This is a genomic window from Stenotrophomonas sp. YJH_SMC_43, from assembly GCF_059372535.1.
In genome coordinates this window covers 647,592-666,500 of record NZ_JCAFVQ010000001.1, presented here as the reverse complement: position 1 = coordinate 666,500, position 18,909 = coordinate 647,592, and the positions used below count along the sequence as shown (strand labels likewise).

The window sequence follows — 18,909 nt, the reverse complement described above, 5'->3', positions numbered from 1 at the left end:
GCGCCGCCTGGACACACTTTCAATACTTGCGGAAGACCGGCGCGGAACATTCCGAGTAAATAATCCTGCAATGCGCCCCGCCTGCTGCCTGACAGTCACGCATGGCCTGCTCCCCGGCGCTCTCTACCGTCCCCGAACTGGCGTACTGCGTACCGGTGGATGCCAGTTCCGAGGTGACAGCAGCCACACATTGATTCTGGTAGGTGAACTCGATTCTGCAACGTCCACCGTTCTTCTCGCAATTCGAAATCGCGGCCCTCTTCGCAGCACGCTCACTGGGTTCACCTACAGATGCGCCCCCCTCCGAACCGCTGGATGAGCCAGCGAGTGCGCCCCAGGTCTTAACCCACTCACCCAATGGTCTGGGCGGAGGAGTAGGAATCGTAGCGCTGCCCCCAGAACTGGCTCCTGGAATTGGCGCGCAGCCCTGTACTCCCTGCCCTCCAATCGGATACATACCGGGAGGGCAGTTCCCCTCAGCACTTGCGGATGAGAATACTAGAAGGAGCATTGTTGCGACGACGGCTCGCATAAATCGTTTAGACATAGTCAGATCTCAGTTCCGATCGTTGTTAGCAGCACCCCGTTGGCCTGCATGAGGCGCCGCTTCGCCGGTGAATCCCGACCGCTGGGCCCCAGCAGCACCCGTTCGCATCTGCGTATCAGCAGGAGGCATCGCTGGCATAAAGAATCCTCCACCACCCGACCCGCTAGAACCCGGCGGCTGCCCATTCGGACCCGGCGAGGTCGGCACGGCGCTACCACCTATCTGCGAATATGCCATGAAGGTACCCAGGGTGCCCTGGAAGAACATCGCAGCCATTGGGGGCGCAGTCAGAATCAGCGTCGTCAGGATCAGGCCCATACCGCCCTGCTGCAGCGCCATGCTGCTCATGCCCTCGGTCAGGTTCGACCCCAGCAGTGCACCCAGCGCAGACGCGCCCCAGAACGAAGCCGCCACGCGCGCCACCATTTCCATGGCAATGCCGGTCATCGCAGCCAGCACCGCCATCGAGAACATGGTGCCGATGCCATAGAACAACCATCGTTGGAACAGCGACTTTGTCTGCTCGAACAGCAGACACAGGATGAACAATGGTCCGAATCCGATGAACAGCGCCAGCGCAATCTGGTAGAGCAGCAACATCGCGCCTGCGGTCACGGCGGGACCGCCCGTTCCCAGGCCGATGAACCACATCGCGCGGGTCTTGGCACTATCAAGAGCCACGTCGCCGGCCACATCCAGCACGCTTACCGACGTGAGTGCCAGCTGCATGTAGCCCAGGTTCTTGTCGATCAGCTCCTCGGCGGTCGACTTCTTGCCGGTCACGATGTAGGTGATCTGGTCCTGCACATCGCCGGTCAGGAAGTTCTGCAGCTTGGTTCCGAACATCGCCATCGACGTTGCGACGGTGACGATCAGGGCGGCGCGCGCCATGTTCGTCATCAGCGCAGCCATCGAGTCACGGCTCCGTCCGGTCACGATGCGGAAGCCCTGGATGAGCACCCACAGCGTCATCAGCACCAACGCCATCGTGCCGACCCAGGTCATCATCCGGCTCAGGATGCCGTTGCCGAAGTTGGTGATCTCGTCGCGCAGATAATCCAGGATCAGCCGGAAGAAGACGAAGTCGCCCACCGAGGCGAACAACGTGCCGTGCAACAGATCATTGAACACCATACCGTGCATCATTCCCTGACTCATCACATCACCCGCCCCGCATCGGGGCCCTGCTGGAGTGCGTTGCGCACGTGATTCACTTCGAAAGCGCGGCCTTCAGCGCGCCGGCCTTGATGACGCTGCCAATCGGATTGCGCTCGCCACGCAACGCACGCTCGGCCAGGTTCTTCTGCCGCCCCTGAAGGGCAAGAATCTGCTGATCGTAGACCTTGACGGTGGTTTCCCACTTCTTGAACGCCTTATCGAGTTCGACCGCGGTTGCCGTATTGTTGGAGATATCCTCCTGCAGCGCGCCTTCGTTCTTGAACGCGTTGCGGATCCGGCGCAGCTGCTGCAGCATCTGCTCCATCGCCGGCATGGACATCTGCACGACCTCGACGGTCTCGTTGTACTTCTTGTTCTCAAGCACCTGGATGTACGAGCAGATCGCTCGCTGCTGCGCGCCGATATCGCCGCCCGGGCTCATGTTCAGCACTGCCATCAGGCCGCTCATGCTGATCATGGAATCGCCACCGCACTTTTCTGCCACGTTCCAGTTTTCGGGAATCTTCGTCAGCGTGGGCGTCGGCGGCATCAGCGGCGAAGCAATGATCTGGGTCCAGTTCTGCAGCTTGGACAGCCAGTTGTCGATGGTCTTGGTGTACTGTTCGGCCGTCTGGCTCCAGCGCGCAGCCGTCTCGAAGTACTCCTTGCCGGCCTTCATCTCCTGCAGGAAGTTCATGACCCAGTTGAACGGGTCATAGACGGTCATCGCCTGCGCCGGGCTGGTGCCCGTGCTCACGGTCAGGCCCAGCGTCAGTACGGCTGCCATCAGGGGCGCCATGCGACGCCGGCGAATGGGCTTGCGTTGGGTTTCGGTCGTCATGGCAGTTTCCTTGTTCGTTTGAGTGGGCAGGTTCATGCCGTCTCCTCCTGATCCTGTTCGGCCCGCTTGCCGGAGCCCTTTCGATTCTTGTAGAACGCGTCCAGCCACTGATCCGGGGTCAACTCGTCCACCGTCACACGGTTGCGGACCGCTGCCGTCTGCAGCACGCGATGCATGATGTCGATGTTGTCGGTCGAGGCCGAGATCACCGACAGGATGTCGTCCATGCCGCGCAGGTTGAGCTGGCAGACGCTCGAGGCATGACCCTGCTTGACCAGGAAGCAGCGCGAGCGCTCGTCCAGCGCGGTAACCACCTTGAACTCGGCCTCGGTCAGCTTCAGGCCATCCATGTAGTCGCTCTTGCTGGCGTTCGGGTTCGGCAGCAGAATCAGCGTGGCGGTCTGTTCGATCAGGGCCGCGGAGATGTCGCTCTTCAGCGCATCTTCCGGGCTCTGCGTGGCGAAGATGCCCAGGCCGTTCTGCTTACGGATGGTCTTCTGCTTGTTCTTCGCGAACTCCTTCAGGCCACCCTCGCCGTCCAGGATCTTCCAGAACTCGTCCATCACGTAGATCAGCGGACGGCCGTCGATCAGCGACTCCAGGCGGTGCAGCAGGTAATTGATGACCGGCACGCGCACTTCAGGGTTGTCGATGATGTCGGTGTAATCGAACCCGATGATGTTGGCCTTGCTCAGGTCAACGGTATCGACCGGGTTGTCGAACACCCAGCCCAGCGAATTGCCCGAGGTCCAGCGGCGCATGCGCGCGTAGAGACCGTCATCGCCCATGTTGGGCAGGCTCTTCTGGAAGTTGGTCATGTTGCGCAGGTGCATCGGCGTATCGAGCATGCTCTCCACTGCGCGGTAGATGTCCTCTTCCTCACGGGCACTGTACTCGCGCTTGCCGGCCAGCACCTTGATCAGGTCGGCCAGGAACTGCACGTTCGACTCGTTGTTCTCGCACTGGAACGGGTTGAAGCCAGTCGGCGCACCGTTCTCCAGGGCCAGGTAGTTGCCGCCGCAGGCACGCACAAAGATCTCCGCACCACGATCCTTGTCGAAGAAGAAAATGGTCGGCGACGGCTCGTACTTCTGCACCTGGCTGAGCAGGAAGTTGATCAGCGCGGTCTTACCGGTACCGGACTTACCGATCACCATGGTGTTGGCGATCGCCTTCTCGCCCAGCGAATTCTCCGACGGATGGGTCGCATGGAAGTTGAAGTAATACGGCTGGCCGTTGGTGGTCTGCAGCGTGGTGACGCAGTCGCCCCAGGGGTTGTTGTGCTGCTTGCCGGTAGCAAAGTTGTGCAGCGGTGACAGGCCCAGGAAATTCAGCGAGCTGACATTGGCCAGGCGCGTACGGTAGCGCCAGTTGCCCGGCAGCTGCGAATAGAAGGACGAGGTAACCGCCAGGTCTTCCTTGGTCGACACGAATCCGGCGTTGGACAGCTCGGCCCGGGTCGAGGCGACGTTCTGCGAGAGCTTGGCCTGCGTGTCGCCGTACACCGCCATGATGAAGTGGTACTCGCCCAGCACGAAGTTGCCGGACGACAACTGATCCATGGCCTGGTCCAGCTCGACGATCTGGCTGACCGCCTTGTCGCCGGAGGAGATCATCATGCCCTTGGTGCGGTCGAGCACCTTCAGCGCGTCCTGGCGCCCCATCGGGCTGAACGAATGGGTGATGACATACTCGTAGTCCAGGTACTTCAGGCCGTTGAGAATGCCCGGGTAGGTGCCCTCGGCATACTCCTTGATGTTGAGGATGGCACCGAAGTGGTTGGCGCCATTCGGGGTGTTGATGACAAAGTCGCCGGTCTTGGCCGAGAACATGTGCCGGCTGACCGGCAGGTAATCCTTGATCGGCGCCGGCAGCACCGGCACCGGCTCGTCGATGCGGTTGATCAGGTATCCGAACAACTCCAGCGTCTCGGAGAACACCACGCCATTCTTTGCCTCGTACATGCCCAGGCGATACGGCGCGTAATCACGGATCACGGCCTCGACGTTGCCGGCCAGCTCCATCAGCTTCTCGATGGCCTGTTCCTGCTCGGCACGCAGGCGATCGACGTTCGCCGACTTTTCCACGAAGCGCTTACCCGATACCACCGGGCGGTAGATCATGGTCAGGTACAGCTCGTTCTGCATGATGCGCTGCGAGGACAGCATGCCCATGTACTGATCGGACACGTCCTGGTTGAAGCGCTGCCGGTAGGTGCTCTTGCCTTTCAGCGTGCGACGGCGCCGAATATCGTGCACCCAGAAAGCCACGTTGACGAAGTCCGGCGCACGCAGCGTCTGCAGCAGGCGATTGAAGGTGTTGTGCCGATGTTCCAGTTCCCATTCCTCGCGACCCACGAACGGCAACCCCTCCAGGTACCAGGTCAACAGGTAGTCACCGCCCGTAGTCTTGACCACGTTCGGGGCGACATGCGTCGACAGGGGAATGAACTCACTGATGGAGGTATCTGGGCTGAACATACGACTGCTTCCAAAGAGTTGCTGCCAGGGAACTTCGAGGTGGCCTGGCGGGCAGCACGCGACCGCCAGGCCATTCCGGACCTCAATCCATTCGGGCCGGCTTGTTGCGGTAATGATTCGGGTTGAATACCCACATGCCGTCGTGCTGCTGCACGTTGCGCACCCGCAGCTTGAACATCAGGCGCAGGCCCATCAGACGGAAGATCATCTCGTCACGTTTGGCCATCTGCCGCATGATGAAGATTGCTACCGGAATGGTGAGCAGGAACCAGAAATTGGTGTAGACGCTCAGCAGCAGCAACCCACCTGCCACCATGAAGAATGGCAGGTAGGGAACGCCCAGGAACATTGCCGGGCGAGTGCAACCGCGGAAGACGACGTTCTTATGCACTGTAGTAGAGCACTGCCTGCTGGATCAGCATGGCGGTCTTGCCTTCGCAGGTGCCGTACTCGTCACCCAGCAGCATGCGGGCGATCTGGCCGGCGGCACCGATCAGGACGCCACCGATCAGGATCGGCGAGACCTCGCTGATGCGCTTGTGCGCGAAGGCAATCTGATAGCCGGCGAAGATGACCGCGATGGTGACGACGGCAATCGAGGCCATGTTCAGCAGGCCATTGATGTTGGAGAAGAAGCCGCAGACTTTGCCGTCGGTACCGCCGTAGTTGGTGGCGCCGTTGGTGGCGAACACCTGCGGGGCGAACAATGCGCCGACGAAGATCGTTGCCATCAGCAGGGTCTTCAGCGTGCGCTGGGCCTGGACGAGGTCGAGATTGGATCGCTTCATGGATTGATTTCCTTGTTGATGGACTAACACAACTGAATCGACCAGCCGGGGGACTGGCCGCACCACGACTTCGTCAGAACACGAAGGCCGCATCCCCTGCGGGAATCTGCTGCACCGGCGCGCCCTGCGCCGGCGCGTTGTACGAATCTGCGCTTTCCGCCACCGGTAGGTTGCGTTCGCTCCACGGACGCAGCATCACCGGGCCATTGTCGGTGCCGCCCGCGGTACCAGGAAGCTGTTGCGGCATTGCCAAGCTGTTCTGGGACGGCAGGCGTTGGGCCATGCCCTGCGGGAACTGCGCCTGCTGCGGCTGTGCAGCCCCGCCCTGCTGACCTGCCTGCTGGGGCTGCATCATCCGGTCCACCGACCCCAGGACGACCTTGGACAGCGCCTGATCGGCAATATTCAGCAGACTGCCGCGCGCCATCGCACCGGTGGACGGGTACACCACGTACGCACGCGCTGGATCATCCGAAGGAACGTACACCGGTCCGTTCGATTGGGCCACGATGCGCGCCTGTGCCGGCGACGCCAGCTGCGGGTGATGCTCGATCTTCACGCTGCGGCGCTCGCCACGGCTCACCACGTCGATCGGCGCAACGCCATTGCTGGCGACCTGCTGCCCACGGCGGATCGAGTCGTAGACCTTCTGCACATAGCCGTGACGGAAGCCGGTTTCGAAATTGCCCGAGTAGTAGCAGCTGAACGATTTTCCCCAATCGCCACCCGAGCGCTTGTAGCACTCGGCGAGGATGCGGGATCCGGCCTGCAGGTTCGGGCACTGCTGGAACGCTTTCTCGTACGAATCCAGCCCGTACTTGCCTAGGTTGTAGCGGTTGACCTGGGCCAGGCCGATGGAGAAGTTGTAGCCCTTCTCTTCCAGCATGCGCACTGTGGCCAACGCCTCGTCCAGCGCCTTGGGCTGGCGCACCAGCGCTCCTCCAACCACGCCGATCGCGTAGGGATTGCGCGACGATTCGACATTGATGACGTGCTGCATCACGTCCATCGACACGGCCATCTCCGGGCACGCCATCATTTCCAGTCCTGGCAGCATCCTTCAGCCCTCCTGCCCCTGGGCGCGCCCAGGGTTGAAATCGATACCGGTGATGTAGCGGGAACCGGCATGTGCCTTGATGTGGACGACGATATCGATGGTCATCATCAGCAGTCGCTTGATCACGTTGAACTCAAGCCCAGAGCCTTCGCTGGAGGCCTTGACCATCAGCGCCAGCTGGTCCCAGGTCTGCTCCGGGCTGCCGGCATGGCAACTCGTGATCGACCCCGGATGGCCCGATGCGCAGTTGCGGATGAAGTAGAACGCCTCGTCACCGCGCAGCTCGGCCAGGATGATGCGTTCGGGCTTCATGCGCAGGCACGCTTCCATGCAGCTCTTGGCGGTGACATTGCTTGCGCTCTGCCCCCCCTTGGAGTACAGCAGATGCACCACGTTTGGTTGGGTCAGAAATAGTTCGCGCGCGTCCTCGATCGTGACCAGGCGTTCACTGTCCGGGATATGATTCACCAACGCTTTCATGAAGGTGGTCTTGCCGCTACCCGTCGCACCCGATACCACGATGTTCTTGCGGTACATCACCGCACGCCGGAAGAATTCGGCGTACTCACGCGAATGGCGCAGCTCCAGCAGCTCGCGATCGTGTTCGCTGATGCTGCCGTCGCTCTCCAGGATCTGGTTGAAGAATCCATCTTCGTGATACTGCGTGAGTGACTTGGTGTGCTTGGACGGCAGGCGGATGGTGATCGACACCTTGCCCGCGTCACACGCCGGTGGAATCACGAACTGGGCGCGCTGACCGGTCGGGAACGTGAGCGAGACCACCGGATCGGCATCGGTGATGCGCTGCCCGGTGTTGCTCTCGTTCACCACTGCCGTGCAGAACTGCCGGGCCCGCTCGAAGGTCAGGCTCGGCACCTCCACCCGCTGCCACCCGGCCCGGGTTTCCAGGTACAGCTCGCCGGGACGGTTGATGCAGATTTCCGTCACTTCCGGCGAAGTCATGTACTCGGCGATGCCCAGCACTTCGTACTGATAGCGCAGGAAATCGCTGGAGACGAGGGCGAGGGGTGACACTTCAGCGTCCATGGTCGTTCGTTGGGTTACCGGCGGGGATGCAGCACGTTGGTGAAATCGACGTCCTTGGCGACGTAGACATTCACCACGGTGCCCTGGTTGATGGTGACGGTGGGCGGACGGCGACTGCTGCCGAGAGCTTCGTTGGCCAGGCGCTCCATGGTGCGTGCGGTGGCGCTTTCATAGGGCGACTGGATGGTCATACCGTTGTTGGCCACGGTCGTGGTCTCCGGACCGTGCTCTGCAGCGGCATACTTGAACGCGTCGGCCAGCAGGCTGATCATCAGCGCCGAAGCGATACGGCTGCCCCAATGCGCGCTGTACTGACCGGGATGGCCCGCACCGCCCAGACCATCGGTACCGGGGCTGGACATGGCCACGTCGATGCCATTCGGGGTGGTGATGCGATCCCAGATGACTTCCACGCGCTTTCCGGTGGGACCACCACCGTAGGCGCCATAGATCTTGGAGCCCTTCGGCAGCAGCAGGTTGCGGCCATTGATCGAGTACACCGGCTCCGTCAGCAGGCAGGAGGTGTAGCCGGCGATGTCGGTGATGATGCGGGTTTCCAGCACGCAGCGCAGGTACGTGCCCCGCACCAGCAGTGCATCCGGACTGCGGATGTAGGTGGCACTGGAGACATCCTCCACATCCGGTCCACGGCGCACCTTCTGCGGCTGCGCTTGCGGATTGGCCGCCGCCTGCATGGCCGCGATCATCGCCTGGTTGTAGTCGGAGCCGCTCTGGCCGTTGGCGGCGCCGCCCGCCTCGCCCCCGCCCACGCCGGAGCCGCTGCCCATGCGACGGTCCATCAGCGTCGGTCCGCGATCATGATCCGCCTTGGCCTCGTTGCCCATCGGGAAGCCCGGCATTGGCACTTCCTGCTGCGGCGGAGGCGGCAGCATCGGGATCGGATCGGCAACCGCGATCGGGGGCGCCGGCTCGGTCGCCCCGACAACGCTCGGAAGCTGCGGCGTGGTGGCGCGTGCTTCTTCCTGTGGTTTCTTCTGCTCGGCTGCATCGTCCTGCCCCTTTCGGAACAGCAGGAAACCCATAGCCATCAGCAGCAGCACGATACCGCCCAGGAACAGCAACGCCTTGCGGTTCAGGCGCTGTTCCTCTGCCGAGCGCAGCTGCGGGGCTCCTGCATCAAGATCAGGCGCGGCCTGCTGTTCGGCTGCGTTGCCGAAGTAAGGATTGGACGGCGGCTCCTGGCCTGCGGCGCCCTGGGAATAGGGAGACGGGTTCGGGTCGTTGCCCGGGGTGTTCTGCTGACTCATTTCTTCACGTTCCTTCGCAGGCCGACGACGAAGTCGCCGTGGCGGATGACCAGGTACGGGTAGGTCCCGTGCACGATCAGCGTGTTGCCTTCAACCGTGGTGTTGACCACGAAGTCTTCACCGTATTCCGTTTCACGACCGAACACGGCCGGGAAGATGCCGGTCTTGTATTCGGGCGAGTTCGGCAGCTTCAGATAGGTGAAACGGCTATCGTCATAGGCGTTGACCGGGATCAGCCAGCCCATCTTCTTCGCCTTGCTGGTCGAGTAGGAGTAGTTGAAGTTGTACTGGCGATCCTTGGCCAGTTCAGCGCTCAGCAACGGCTTGGCTTCTTCCTCGACCGCTTCCTGGGCGACGCCGAACACGGTGTCATTCGGATAGACGAAGGCGATCTTGTACTGCACGCCGGCACGACGCGCCTGCTCCAGCTGACGCCAGTCGGTCGCCACCACCTTCAGTTCGAAGATGTAGGAGTGGGTTTCGGTGCGCACCATCATGTTGGTGTCCACGTCGACGTTCTTCGGCTTGAGGTAGAACACGTTCTCGCGGCGCGTCAGCTCCCAGCCGCTGCTGAAGCCGGTGCTGTAGTCGAGGATCTTCTCGTTCGGGCTCAGCTCGATCTGGGTTGTCAGTCCCAGGCCGGTGCGAACCGGATAGATGCGGTCCTTCTCGTATTCGTAGTGGTCCACCGCCTGCGCCATCGCTGCTGCAGAAAACAACAGCGACAACATCGACAGCAGCGCCAGCGCGCGTCCCCTGATCTTTCGACTACTCATCGGTTGCTTGCTCCATCAGCAGTTCCGGTGGAATTGTTCTGCACCGGCCTCATGGCCGGCTGTCCGGGCATGGCCTGCCCCGGCATTGCTTGCCCCTGCACGGGCTGTCCCGGCACAGGCTGACCTGGCATCGGCTGGCCCGCGACCTGGCCGTTGGCCGGCACCGGTGCCGCGACCGGCTGGCCGGTGGCCGGGTCGATCATGGTGGCGGCGGCCGGATTGTTCGGGTCGTACACGCCCTGCGCCTGCTGCGCTGCCTGTTGTGCCGCCTGCTGCGCCTGCGCCTGCATGGCGCCGTCGTCCGGCACCGGAACGCCACGCGAGTAGTCGTTGTCGACGCGATACTCGGTGACCTGGAAGGCCAGCGGATTGAGGATGCGATCCTGCTCGGACAGCGCCAGGTTCTGGTTGTACTCGAAGCGCATCGTCACCAGCTGGTTGTCAAGGTACGTGGACGCACCAGTTCGCTTGTCCAGCAGGCTGCGCTGGATGCGTACCGAGGCGCCGCGGAAGCTGCCATTGGGCTCTGCGCCCAGCGGCGTGATGCTGAGGATCTTGACCCGGATGGCCTTCTCCCGGCCGTACATCACGAACGGGTTCTGCGGGTTGTTGCCGGCATATCGCTGCCGCATCGACTGCGACACCGGGCCGTTGGACATCACGAACACCAGTTCCCAGTCGCGCAGGCCCATCACCGCCGAGTCGTACGATTCGCGCGCCAGCACGTACTGGGCGACGTTGCTGCGATTGATGGCTTCGTTGGCGGTGATGGTCTCGCCTTGGAACGTGCCACGCAGGCGCGCGACCGTCGCGGTGCCCGTATACGCGTCGGCCATCACCAGGAACGGCACCTTCTCTTTCAGCGGCAGCATGTAGTAGTAGCCGCCCGCCAGTGCGAGCGACATCAGCAACGAGCCCGTGGCGACCCACCACGCGCGCCGCTCGCTGCGACGCGCCATGTCGGCCACGGTGATCTCGTAGCTGACCGCCTTGGCGACCGACTGCTCGACCTTGGGACTGTTGCCGGGATCCTTCTTGCGGAACATGGATTCTTCCGTACTGCTGAAACATCAATGGGCATGGAGCCCCTGCGACAGGCGCGGGGAGCAGCACGTTCGATGGTTTCGAGGTGGACTCAGGTGCCGCTGTTGGAATCAGCGCCCTGCGCCGACGCGGTGGGCGTCGAGCCAGCGCTCTGCACAACGATCTGGTTGCCAACAATGGAGACGGAGATGCCTTGCGCCGAATACGCCGAAGTCAGATCGATCACGGCCTGCTGTGCATTGGTGGTGTCGATCTTCGAGACCGCGCCATACAGCGTGAAGTCCGAGTTGAGGCGGTAGTCCAGTGTTCGTCCGGAATCCTTGGCCCAGCGCTCGAGCATGGCTTTGAGCGTGCCATCCATCGGCGAGGCCTGGTAGACGTAGCTGGAGTACAGCGGGATCTCGGTCGTCGCCACGGCAAAGCGATTGACCGGCTTCCAGCGCCCACCGAAATCGGGGGCGGACTTGGTGGCACACCCTGCCACCATCAGCGCCGCGACTGCGGCGATGGAGATTTTAGCGATAAACGCCTGATTCATACGGGCTTCACTGTGACGTACGAAAAAGCAGTCCCGAGCGTTGGTTCCCTGGTCGTCCGGCGCTGCATGGCGCACGCCGGAATCGGGGAGACGCGCTGGCATGCAGCACACCTGCCCCGGCTCCCCTGCAGCCCGAAAGCTGCCAACCAGGTCGCGGGGCCGCCAGACGTTGCCGACGACACACCCGCACACCCTCACCAACGTCGAAACCATCCTTGTTTCCATGGCACAAACTCCTGGCCACCCTGCGTTACAACTTTTGCCATCCAGCACACACTTCTGGATGACGAACACAGAGTTACACAACCACGCGTCAATTCCATGTCAGACAAGTCTGAAAATCTATGAACAGATGCCGAATTTTTGACTCAGGTCACGATTTCATGTCAGTGAATATGAATCCACGTCACAAATTTAGCGACGTGAATTAGACGTTAAGCATCGGAACGTCGACCTTCGGCAGCAGCCTCGACGTGAAATAGCGATCCTTGTAATAGCGGATCTTGTCGCACTTCACCGGATGCGGTATGCCCTCGTAGAGGAATACTTCCTTGTCCGGCCCCATCGCCTTCAGCTCCTGAGGCAGCATCAGTGCGCGCCGCTCCTCGGTGAAGTTGTGGGTCTTCTCGCGGGCATGGGTGACGTTCTTCTTGCGGATGGTGGTGTAGCCCAGCATGTCCGAGTAGTCGTTGGCGTCCTGCTGCTCGCGCGGCGCGTACAGGATCTGCAGCGCGTGGTTGGTGATGATCGTGCGTGACACTTCCCGTCCGTAGGTGGCATCAAGCTGGGACATGCTCTGGATGATCGGCAGCAGGCGGATGTTGTAACCGGCCATGTAGGACACCGCCGAGGCGATGATCTCGACCTTGCCGATCGAGGTGAATTCGTCCATCAGCAACAGGCACTGGTACTTCAGGTCCGGGTTGGACTTGGGCAGTTCCTTGGTGTTGAGGTTGATCAGCTGGCTGAAGAACAGGTTGATGATCAGCCGGCTCTCGGCCAGCTTGTTCGGCTGGATGCCGATGTAGATGGTCATCTTCTTCCTGCGCACGTCGGTCAGCAGGAAGTCGTTGCTGCTGGTGGCCTTGTCCAGCACCGGGTTGATCCAGGGATTGAGCGGCTCCTTGAAGGTGCCGAGGATCGAAGCGAAGGTCTCGTCGGCCTGGGACAGCATGTTGGCGAACGCCGAACGGGCGTTGCCACTGAGGAACGACCGCTCCGACAAAGCCTTGAGGTACTTCTTCAGATCGGTGCCGTCGCCCGATGACAACCGGTAGACAGCGCCCAGCGTGGGCGTGCCCGAACCGCCCGGGAATCCGCTGCTGCGCTCGTCATCCCAGTTCTCGAACAGATACAGGGTGAAGGCCATGAACGCGTTGCGCGCTTGGCTGACCCAGAATTTCTGGTCCTCGGCCCCATCCGGATACAGCATCGCGGCAATGCTCATCAGGTCCGAAACCCGGAACGCCGGATCATCGGACACGTAACTGAGCGGGTTCCAGCGGTGCGTGCGCCGATCTTCGGCGAAGGGATTGAACAGGTAGATCTCCTGGCCCTGGCTGGCGCGCCAGCCACTGGTCAGGTCGAAGTTCTCCTGCTTGATGTCCAGCACCACCAGCGATTCGCCGTACTCCAGCAGGTTGGGGATGACCACGCCCACGCCCTTGCCCGAGCGGGTCGGCGCGGCCAGGATCACGAACTGCTGGCCGTCCAGCCGCACCAGCTTTCCGCTGTGGCTGCCGACCACGATGCTCTGCCCGGTCTTCTTGAACATGCCGTGCTTGGACAGGTCGGCGCCGGTGGCGAAACGCGCGTCGCCATGCAGCGAGCGCTTGTCCTTCTTCAGCAGCAGCACCAGGCCGGTCACCAGCAGGGCCAGCAGCGGCAGACCGAAGCCCACGTAGCCAGCCCATTTGATCTTGCCCACGAACGGCGCGACCTGTGGCTGGTCCAGCGCATTGAAGTACTGGTAATAGGTGTTCCAGGTGAACAGCTTGGTATCCAGGCCCAGGAACAACAACGTCAGGTAGCCGGAAAACACGAAACCAAGCAACAGGGTCGCCAGCGTGGTGATGGCGATGAGCAGATACTTCTTACTGGGCAACACCCGAATCCTCCATGATGCGCACAAGGGCGCGACGGCCTAGCGGCGGCGCCAGCGCGACGCCTTCTTCCGCAGGTGGTTTTCGTTCTCCAGCCCGGGCTCTTCGCCCTCTTCACGCACCCGTTGCAACAGCAGTTGGCGCGCTTCGGCCAGTGATACCAGGTCGGTCAGACGATCCCCATCATCGGCGACGACCGCATGGCCGACCACATCGCCCGGAGCGTACACCGGCGCGTAGGACACCGCTACCAGCTGATAGCGGCCGCGCGTCTCCAGCACATGCCTGAACTCCTGCATCGACATCCTCCTTGTTCCAGCATTCCACAGCCCCTGCACGCCCATCATGCCGACCGCCGTGTCGTCATCACATGCAGGAGTCCGGCAACAGGGGGCCGCACGCGCTGCAGCACCGAGCCCGTGCCCGGCGTGCCGCAATCCCATCGATCAAACACTGATTTGCCCCCGGCGTGGCTGCTGCTGTTGCGGTGCAGCAGTACAATGGCTGGCTCCCCGCCCCCATCGCGCCCCCGCATGAGCCCTAACGCTTCCCTGGCTGCGCGGCTGACGCCCCGTCAGCGCACCTTGATCATTCTTGCCCTGTCCCTGGGCGGCTTCGCCATCGGCACCAGTGAATTTGCCAGCATGGGCCTGATGCTGGAGATCAGCCGCGGCCTGTCGATTTCCGAAACCCAGGTCGGCCACCTGATCAGCGCCTACGCCATCGGCGTGGTGGTCGGCGCCCCGATCCTCGCCTTCGTCGGCGCCAGCTTCCCGCGCCGTAAGCTGCTGCTGGCACTGATGGGCTTCTATGCCGTCGGCAACCTGGCCAGCGCATTGGCACCAAACTACGGCACGATGCTGATCGCGCGTTTCGTCGCGGGCCTGCCACACGGCGCCTACTTCGGCGTGGCGATGCTGGTGGCGGCGGCGATCAGCCCGGCCGGCCAGCGCGGCCAGGCGATGTCGCGGGTGCTGCTGGGCCTGTCGATTGCGATCCTGGTCGGCAATCCGCTGACCACCTGGCTGGGCCAGCAGCTGAGCTGGCGCACCGCCTTTGCCCTGGTCAGCCTGCTGGCCATCGCCACCGTGGCGATGATCGCGCGCTTCCTGCTGCCGGATCCGGACGAAGTGCGCACTTCGCCGATGCGCGAACTGCGCGCCTTCAACACCCCCCAGGTGTGGCTGGCGCTGGCAATCGGCGCCGTTGGCTTCGCTGGCATGTTCTGCGTGTTCACCTACCTGGCGCCGACCCTGGTGCAGGTCACCGGCGTAGCCGAATCGTGGATGCCGCTGGCGGTGGGCGTGTTCGGCATCGGTGCGATCATCGGCAACATCGCCGGTGGCTGGCTGGTGGACAAGTTCCACTTCAAGGCCGCCGCGGTGGTGCTGCTGTGGTCGATCGTGATGCTGCTGCTGTATCCGCTGGCCGCGCAATCGGTGTGGACCATCGGCCCGATGATCATCACCGTCGGCACCATGGGCGCGCTGGCCGCGGTGCTGCAGACACGCCTGATGGACGTGGCCGGCGAAGCGCAGACGCTGGCAGCTGCCTCCAACCATGCCGCCTTCAATACCGCCAATGCACTCGGCCCGTGGCTGGGCGGCTTGGCGATCAGCGCCGGCTTCAGCCCGGCCAGCACCGGCTATGTCGGTGCGGCCACTGCGATTGGCGGCCTGCTGCTGTGGTGCGTGGCAGTGATGCTGGACAGGAAGCGCAAGGCCACCGCCGGCAGCCACTGAACACGGCGCCGGCTCGTCAGTCGCTGCCCACGCGGCGGCGGCGTCCCGGCCGCAGCAACGCCGTATCGCCGGCCGCCAGCGTCGGTCGCGCCAACCCGCCGCGCTGTACGCGGTCCAGCACCCGCCGCGAGTTGGCCGCGCAGTCGATGCCCTCCGGCCGTGCCTGGATGTCCTCGATCAGGGCCAGCAGATGGGCCCGGCTCTGTGCCAGCCGCAACTGCAGCGCCTCGATGTCGGTCACCTTCTGCTGCAGCATCGTGATCAATGCGTCGTGCTGCCACTGGCCCATGTCCGGTGGCAGCAGGGCGCGTATCTCCTCCAGGCTGAAGCCGGCGCGCTGCGCACCGGTAATCAGCTCCAGCAACAGCACCGCCTGCTCCGGGTAGTCGCGGTAGCCGTTGGCCTGCCGCTGGACCACCAGCAACCCGGCCTCTTCGTAGAATCGGATGCGCGACGCTGCCAGACCGGTGCGCCGGGCCAGCTCACCGATCTTCATCTGCCTGAATCCTCGACATCGGAACCTGTTGACCTTCAATCAAACTTGAAGGTTAGCGTAGCGCCATTCCCCTGTCCTGGAGCTGTCCGATGTCGCTGTTCTCGCCCCTGGCACTACCCTCCGGTGCCGTCATCCGCAACCGCATCGCCAAGGCGGCGATGGAGGAAAACATGGCCGATGCCGACCACGCCCCCTCCGAAGCGCTGCTGCAGTTGTACCAGCGCTGGGCCGACGGCGGCGCCGGGCTCATCATCACCGGCAACGTGATGGTCGATGGGCGCGCCATGACCGGGCCGGGCGGCGTGGTACTGGAAGACGATCGTCACCTCGACCGCTTCACCGCCTGGGCGGACACTGCCCGCTCGCGGGGTGCGCAGATGTGGATGCAGATCAATCACCCGGGGCGGCAGATGCCGGCCGCACTCGGCCAACCCGCGCTCGCGCCGTCAGCCGTTGCTTTGCAGATGGGCGCGCTGTCCAAGCAGTTCGCACCGCCGAAGGCGATGACCGAGGACGACATCGACGCGGTGATCGCGCGCTTCATCCGCAGTGCCGAGCTGGCCGAGCGCGCCGGCTTCAGCGGGGTGGAGATCCATGCTGCGCACGGCTACCTGCTCAGCCAGTTCCTGTCGCCGCTGTCGAACCAACGCAATGACCGCTGGGGCGGCAGCCTGCACAACCGCGCGCGCCTGCTGCTGGAGATCGTGCAGGGGGTGCGCGCGGCCGTGGCGCCCACCTTCGTGGTGGCGGTGAAGCTCAACTCCGCCGACTTCCAGCGGGGCGGCTTCTCGCCCGAGGACGCGCGCGCCGTGGTGGAGATGCTGGCGCCCCTCGGCGTGGATCTGGTCGAACTGTCCGGCGGCAGCTATGAAGCACCGGCCATGACCGGCGCCGCACGCGACGAACGCAGCGTGGCCCGCGAAGCGTACTTCCTCGAATTCGCACGCGAGATCGCCACGGTGGCAACGATGCCGCTGATGGTCACCGGCGGCATCCGCCGCCGCGAAGTGGCAGAACAGGTGTTGGCCAGCGGCGTGGCCATGGTCGGCATCGCCACCGCGCTGGCGATCGAGCCGGATCTGCCGCAGCACTGGCAGCAGGGCCGCGACCCGGTGCCGACACTGCGCAACATCAACTGGCGCAGCAAGCCGCTGGCGGCCAGCGCGCACATGGCCGCAGTGAAGTATCAGCTGGGCCGGTTGAGCCGGCACCGCCCCACCGCGCCAGGTATCTCACCGGCCTGGGCACTGCTGCTGGCACAGGCGGACGTAAAGTGTCGGACCCGCCGCTACCGGCGCTGGATCGGCGCCCGCGTCATCGCACATTGAGCCGCGCGGACTTCTCTTCACCGCAGCGATGCTCCACCATCTGCAGGATCGGCGACACTCCGCCGCCGGTCGCAACTTGGAGACGGAAGCCACGTGGCAGCAGGATCGACCAGGAACCGCGAGAAGCTGCTCGACGACCTGCTCTCGCTGGGCCGCAACTGGGCACTTGCCATCGCCATCGCCGGTGCCGGCGCGGCCGTCCACTACAACGAATCGGTCTACGAGGCCGGGCTCTGGCGTGGCCTGCTGCCCACCCTCTGCTTCCTGGTCGCGATCATCTGGATCGTGCTCAGCATCATCCGCTTCGACCTGACCCTCCAGCAGCACTTCGAGCGCAAGCGCACGCGATGGCTCAGCCGCCTGCTCTACGTGGTGCTGCTCGGTACCGGTATCACCGCCGTGTTCTTCGTGACCGAACTGGCGTCCAACAACCACATCGCAAGAATGTGCGACGCCGTGGCCAACGAACCGGCCAGCCGGATCCACAGGTCCGCCGAGTGCCAGCGCCTGTATCAGCATCGGGCGGCCTACCGGCAACGGCTGGAGTCGGCCGAGGGCGAGTTCGACTGAAGCCTGCGCCGGCTTCGCATCGCGTGCGCGAAAAACACATGGCGTGGATATGCCGTCGGGCACAGTGGCTGCGCCTCCCTTGCAGCGAACGAACGCCGCCGACATGCACCACCCACCCGCCCCTGCCCGTCACGATGCCATCGCCCTTCAGGCCGGTGTACTCGGCAGTGTGTTGGGCGTGACGCTGTTCAAGGCGATCGCACTGTCCGCACTGGCGAGTGGATCCTTGATGGTGATCGGGCTGTGGCTGCTGGCCTGCGCGCTGCTGGCTGCCTGGGCACTGGCCGCCTGCCTGGCCTGCCTTGCGCTGAGCCGGCGCGTATTCGTGCTGATGCTGGCGCTGAGCATGATGCTGATGATCTGCGTCGCCTGATCCCAGCAGGCGCGGGACTATCGCGCATCTGTTACAGAATAACAAGTGCGGTTGGTCGGATTGTGCGTGCCCGGGGTCACGGATTTGAATGCCATGGCCAGCCCGGCACCACCCGAGACCTCCCCATGACCCTGCAGCCCCTGCTTCGCGCCTCCCTCACCGCCGTTGCCCTGGCCTCGCTCAGCGCCTGTGCCACCTATGACGACAGCAACATGCATCAGGCCTGCCAGGAATCACCGCATCTGAAGGACCTGCCGCGCGAAGTGGCTGCCCGCGAGAGCCGCTGCAACAAGGGCATGGAAGTGTGGTCGAGCGAGCGCAAGGGCAGTGACAGGCCGATCGACCTGAGCGGCAGGAAGAAGGATCTCTGAGCCGCCTGGCATCTTGATCGTTCCGATGCATGCGGATGACCAGCCCGTCACGATCAGAAGGGCAGGATAACGCCTCCCCACCGCGACGACTTTCCCGATGCCGGCCACTGGTCACCCTGTCATCCATGCCTTTGAAGCTGTGTTCGACCTGTCTGGCGGAGTGGAGCGCATTACGGCGCTCACTGTCATCTGCCGGCACTGTTCTGAAACCCGCTCGGCCAGCGAAGACAACTTGGTCCAGCTGCCGGGCGGTGCCTTGTTCCGCTGCGATGGATGCGGCAGTCATCAGGCGGTGAGCCATGCGCGGGTTGCCGATTGGCAGGTGAATTCGCTTCTGGGTGTCTGAGGCTGGAATACGACGGTGCCATGACGCAGGCTGTTGG

Annotated in this window: 21 protein-coding genes; 6 read left to right on the top strand and 15 right to left on the bottom strand. The window is 63.3% G+C overall.

Translation table 11 applies throughout. The annotated features are described in order from the left end of the window. Window positions 1-19: 19 nt before the first annotated feature. The 14 genes from AC5QAH_RS03130 to AC5QAH_RS03065 all read right to left on the bottom strand — a co-directional run bounded on the left by AC5QAH_RS03130 (window position 20) and on the right by AC5QAH_RS03065 (window position 13,945). Window positions 20-457: a DUF4189 domain-containing protein gene (locus AC5QAH_RS03130; RefSeq protein WP_224328281.1), complete on the bottom strand. Its 438-nt coding sequence runs from the start codon at window positions 455-457 to the stop codon at window positions 20-22. A gap of 99 nt (window positions 458-556) precedes the next feature. Continuing rightward, on the bottom strand, window positions 557-1,705 hold the full coding sequence (locus tag AC5QAH_RS03125; RefSeq protein WP_425541439.1) for a TrbL/VirB6 family protein: 1,149 nt from the start codon (window positions 1,703-1,705) through the stop codon (window positions 557-559). A gap of 52 nt (window positions 1,706-1,757) precedes the next feature. Beyond that, window positions 1,758-2,582 carry a TrbJ/VirB5 family protein gene (locus AC5QAH_RS03120; RefSeq protein ID WP_224328282.1) on the bottom strand — a complete coding sequence of 275 codons (825 nt, stop codon included), beginning with the start codon at window positions 2,580-2,582 and terminating at the stop codon, window positions 1,758-1,760. Further along, a complete protein-coding gene (locus AC5QAH_RS03115) occupies window positions 2,579-5,026 on the bottom strand; it encodes a VirB4 family type IV secretion/conjugal transfer ATPase (protein WP_049455396.1) in 2,448 nt (815 codons plus the stop codon). The genes AC5QAH_RS03120 and AC5QAH_RS03115 overlap by 4 nt, the downstream gene beginning before the upstream one ends. Window positions 5,027-5,108: 82 nt before the next feature. Beyond that, entirely contained in the window at window positions 5,109-5,417 is a 309-nt protein-coding gene (locus tag AC5QAH_RS03110; RefSeq protein ID WP_080392955.1) for a VirB3 family type IV secretion system protein, read from the bottom strand. Further along, window positions 5,410-5,814 carry a TrbC/VirB2 family protein gene (locus tag AC5QAH_RS03105; RefSeq protein WP_049455398.1) on the bottom strand — a complete coding sequence of 135 codons (405 nt, stop codon included), beginning with the start codon at window positions 5,812-5,814 and terminating at the stop codon, window positions 5,410-5,412. Before AC5QAH_RS03105 ends, AC5QAH_RS03110 begins: the two co-directional genes overlap by 8 nt. A 73-nt stretch (window positions 5,815-5,887) precedes the next feature. After that, window positions 5,888-6,871, bottom strand: a complete 984-nt coding sequence (locus tag AC5QAH_RS03100) for a lytic transglycosylase domain-containing protein (protein WP_049455399.1) — start codon at window positions 6,869-6,871, stop codon at window positions 5,888-5,890. Between the two features lie 3 nt (window positions 6,872-6,874). Next, window positions 6,875-7,918, bottom strand: coding sequence for a P-type DNA transfer ATPase VirB11 (gene virB11, locus AC5QAH_RS03095; protein WP_049455400.1), 1,044 nt, complete (start codon window positions 7,916-7,918; stop codon window positions 6,875-6,877). Between the two features lie 14 nt (window positions 7,919-7,932). After that, window positions 7,933-9,186, bottom strand: coding sequence for a TrbI/VirB10 family protein (locus AC5QAH_RS03090; protein ID WP_049455401.1), 1,254 nt, complete (start codon window positions 9,184-9,186; stop codon window positions 7,933-7,935). After that, entirely contained in the window at window positions 9,183-9,962 is a 780-nt protein-coding gene (locus tag AC5QAH_RS03085) for a TrbG/VirB9 family P-type conjugative transfer protein (RefSeq protein WP_049455402.1), read from the bottom strand. Before AC5QAH_RS03085 ends, AC5QAH_RS03090 begins: the two co-directional genes overlap by 4 nt. Beyond that, entirely contained in the window at window positions 9,959-11,008 is a 1,050-nt protein-coding gene (locus AC5QAH_RS03080) for a VirB8 family type IV secretion system protein (protein ID WP_049455403.1), read from the bottom strand. Before AC5QAH_RS03080 ends, AC5QAH_RS03085 begins: the two co-directional genes overlap by 4 nt. An 89-nt stretch (window positions 11,009-11,097) precedes the next feature. Next, on the bottom strand, window positions 11,098-11,544 hold the full coding sequence (locus AC5QAH_RS03075; RefSeq protein ID WP_010484845.1) for a hypothetical protein: 447 nt from the start codon (window positions 11,542-11,544) through the stop codon (window positions 11,098-11,100). Window positions 11,545-11,971: 427 nt separating this feature from the next. Continuing rightward, window positions 11,972-13,651 (bottom strand): type IV secretory system conjugative DNA transfer family protein, encoded by a 1,680-nt coding sequence (locus tag AC5QAH_RS03070; RefSeq protein ID WP_010484842.1) that lies wholly within the window; start codon window positions 13,649-13,651, stop codon window positions 11,972-11,974. Between the two features lie 36 nt (window positions 13,652-13,687). Beyond that, window positions 13,688-13,945 (bottom strand): hypothetical protein, encoded by a 258-nt coding sequence (locus AC5QAH_RS03065; RefSeq protein WP_029379975.1) that lies wholly within the window; start codon window positions 13,943-13,945, stop codon window positions 13,688-13,690. 234 nt (window positions 13,946-14,179) lie between these two features. Between AC5QAH_RS03065 and AC5QAH_RS03060 the strand changes: the two genes are divergently transcribed. Further along, a complete protein-coding gene (locus AC5QAH_RS03060) occupies window positions 14,180-15,388 on the top strand; it encodes an MFS transporter (protein ID WP_049455404.1) in 1,209 nt (402 codons plus the stop codon). Between the two features lie 16 nt (window positions 15,389-15,404). Here AC5QAH_RS03060 and AC5QAH_RS03055 read toward each other — a convergent pair whose 3' ends face one another. Then, entirely contained in the window at window positions 15,405-15,884 is a 480-nt protein-coding gene (locus AC5QAH_RS03055; protein ID WP_049455405.1) for a MerR family transcriptional regulator, read from the bottom strand. Between the two features lie 89 nt (window positions 15,885-15,973). On the opposite strand from AC5QAH_RS03055, the gene AC5QAH_RS03050 reads away from it, so the two are divergent. The 5 genes from AC5QAH_RS03050 (at window position 15,974) to AC5QAH_RS03030 (ending at window position 18,872) form a co-directional block, all read left to right on the top strand. Further along, on the top strand, window positions 15,974-17,212 hold the full coding sequence (locus AC5QAH_RS03050; protein WP_049413021.1) for an NADH:flavin oxidoreductase/NADH oxidase family protein: 1,239 nt from the start codon (window positions 15,974-15,976) through the stop codon (window positions 17,210-17,212). 93 nt (window positions 17,213-17,305) lie between these two features. Next, on the top strand, window positions 17,306-17,782 hold the full coding sequence (locus AC5QAH_RS03045) for a hypothetical protein (protein WP_010484832.1): 477 nt from the start codon (window positions 17,306-17,308) through the stop codon (window positions 17,780-17,782). A 103-nt stretch (window positions 17,783-17,885) separates the two neighbouring features. Then, complete coding sequence (locus AC5QAH_RS03040) at window positions 17,886-18,155, top strand: hypothetical protein (protein ID WP_010484830.1); 270 nt, start codon at window positions 17,886-17,888, stop codon at window positions 18,153-18,155. A 125-nt stretch (window positions 18,156-18,280) separates the two neighbouring features. Next, window positions 18,281-18,526, top strand: coding sequence for a hypothetical protein (locus AC5QAH_RS03035; RefSeq protein WP_010484828.1), 246 nt, complete (start codon window positions 18,281-18,283; stop codon window positions 18,524-18,526). A gap of 97 nt (window positions 18,527-18,623) precedes the next feature. Further along, window positions 18,624-18,872: a hypothetical protein gene (locus tag AC5QAH_RS03030; protein WP_005410137.1), complete on the top strand. Its 249-nt coding sequence runs from the start codon at window positions 18,624-18,626 to the stop codon at window positions 18,870-18,872. Window positions 18,873-18,909: the final 37 nt, after the last annotated feature.

Bases quoted from the DNA above. Each gene is read 5' to 3' on its own strand.
- AC5QAH_RS03130 (WP_224328281.1), bottom strand. From the start codon at position 457: ATGTATCCGATTGGAGGGCAGGGAGTACAGGGCTGCGCGCCAATTCCA.
- AC5QAH_RS03125 (WP_425541439.1), bottom strand. From the start codon at position 1,705: ATGAGTCAGGGAATGATGCACGGTATGGTGTTCAATGATCTGTTGCAC.
- AC5QAH_RS03120 (WP_224328282.1), bottom strand. From the start codon at position 2,582: ATGAACCTGCCCACTCAAACGAACAAGGAAACTGCCATGACGACCGAA.
- AC5QAH_RS03115 (WP_049455396.1), bottom strand. From the start codon at position 5,026: ATGTTCAGCCCAGATACCTCCATCAGTGAGTTCATTCCCCTGTCGACG.
- AC5QAH_RS03105 (WP_049455398.1), bottom strand. From the start codon at position 5,814: ATGAAGCGATCCAATCTCGACCTCGTCCAGGCCCAGCGCACGCTGAAG.
- AC5QAH_RS03100 (WP_049455399.1), bottom strand. From the start codon at position 6,871: ATGCTGCCAGGACTGGAAATGATGGCGTGCCCGGAGATGGCCGTGTCG.
- virB11 (WP_049455400.1), bottom strand. From the start codon at position 7,918: ATGGACGCTGAAGTGTCACCCCTCGCCCTCGTCTCCAGCGATTTCCTG.
- AC5QAH_RS03090 (WP_049455401.1), bottom strand. From the start codon at position 9,186: ATGAGTCAGCAGAACACCCCGGGCAACGACCCGAACCCGTCTCCCTAT.
- AC5QAH_RS03085 (WP_049455402.1), bottom strand. From the start codon at position 9,962: ATGAGTAGTCGAAAGATCAGGGGACGCGCGCTGGCGCTGCTGTCGATG.
- AC5QAH_RS03080 (WP_049455403.1), bottom strand. From the start codon at position 11,008: ATGTTCCGCAAGAAGGATCCCGGCAACAGTCCCAAGGTCGAGCAGTCG.
- AC5QAH_RS03075 (WP_010484845.1), bottom strand. From the start codon at position 11,544: ATGAATCAGGCGTTTATCGCTAAAATCTCCATCGCCGCAGTCGCGGCG.
- AC5QAH_RS03065 (WP_029379975.1), bottom strand. From the start codon at position 13,945: ATGCAGGAGTTCAGGCATGTGCTGGAGACGCGCGGCCGCTATCAGCTG.
- AC5QAH_RS03060 (WP_049455404.1), top strand. From the start codon at position 14,180: ATGAGCCCTAACGCTTCCCTGGCTGCGCGGCTGACGCCCCGTCAGCGC.
- AC5QAH_RS03055 (WP_049455405.1), bottom strand. From the start codon at position 15,884: ATGAAGATCGGTGAGCTGGCCCGGCGCACCGGTCTGGCAGCGTCGCGC.
- AC5QAH_RS03050 (WP_049413021.1), top strand. From the start codon at position 15,974: ATGTCGCTGTTCTCGCCCCTGGCACTACCCTCCGGTGCCGTCATCCGC.
- AC5QAH_RS03040 (WP_010484830.1), top strand. From the start codon at position 17,886: ATGCACCACCCACCCGCCCCTGCCCGTCACGATGCCATCGCCCTTCAG.
- AC5QAH_RS03035 (WP_010484828.1), top strand. From the start codon at position 18,281: ATGACCCTGCAGCCCCTGCTTCGCGCCTCCCTCACCGCCGTTGCCCTG.
- AC5QAH_RS03030 (WP_005410137.1), top strand. From the start codon at position 18,624: ATGCCGGCCACTGGTCACCCTGTCATCCATGCCTTTGAAGCTGTGTTC.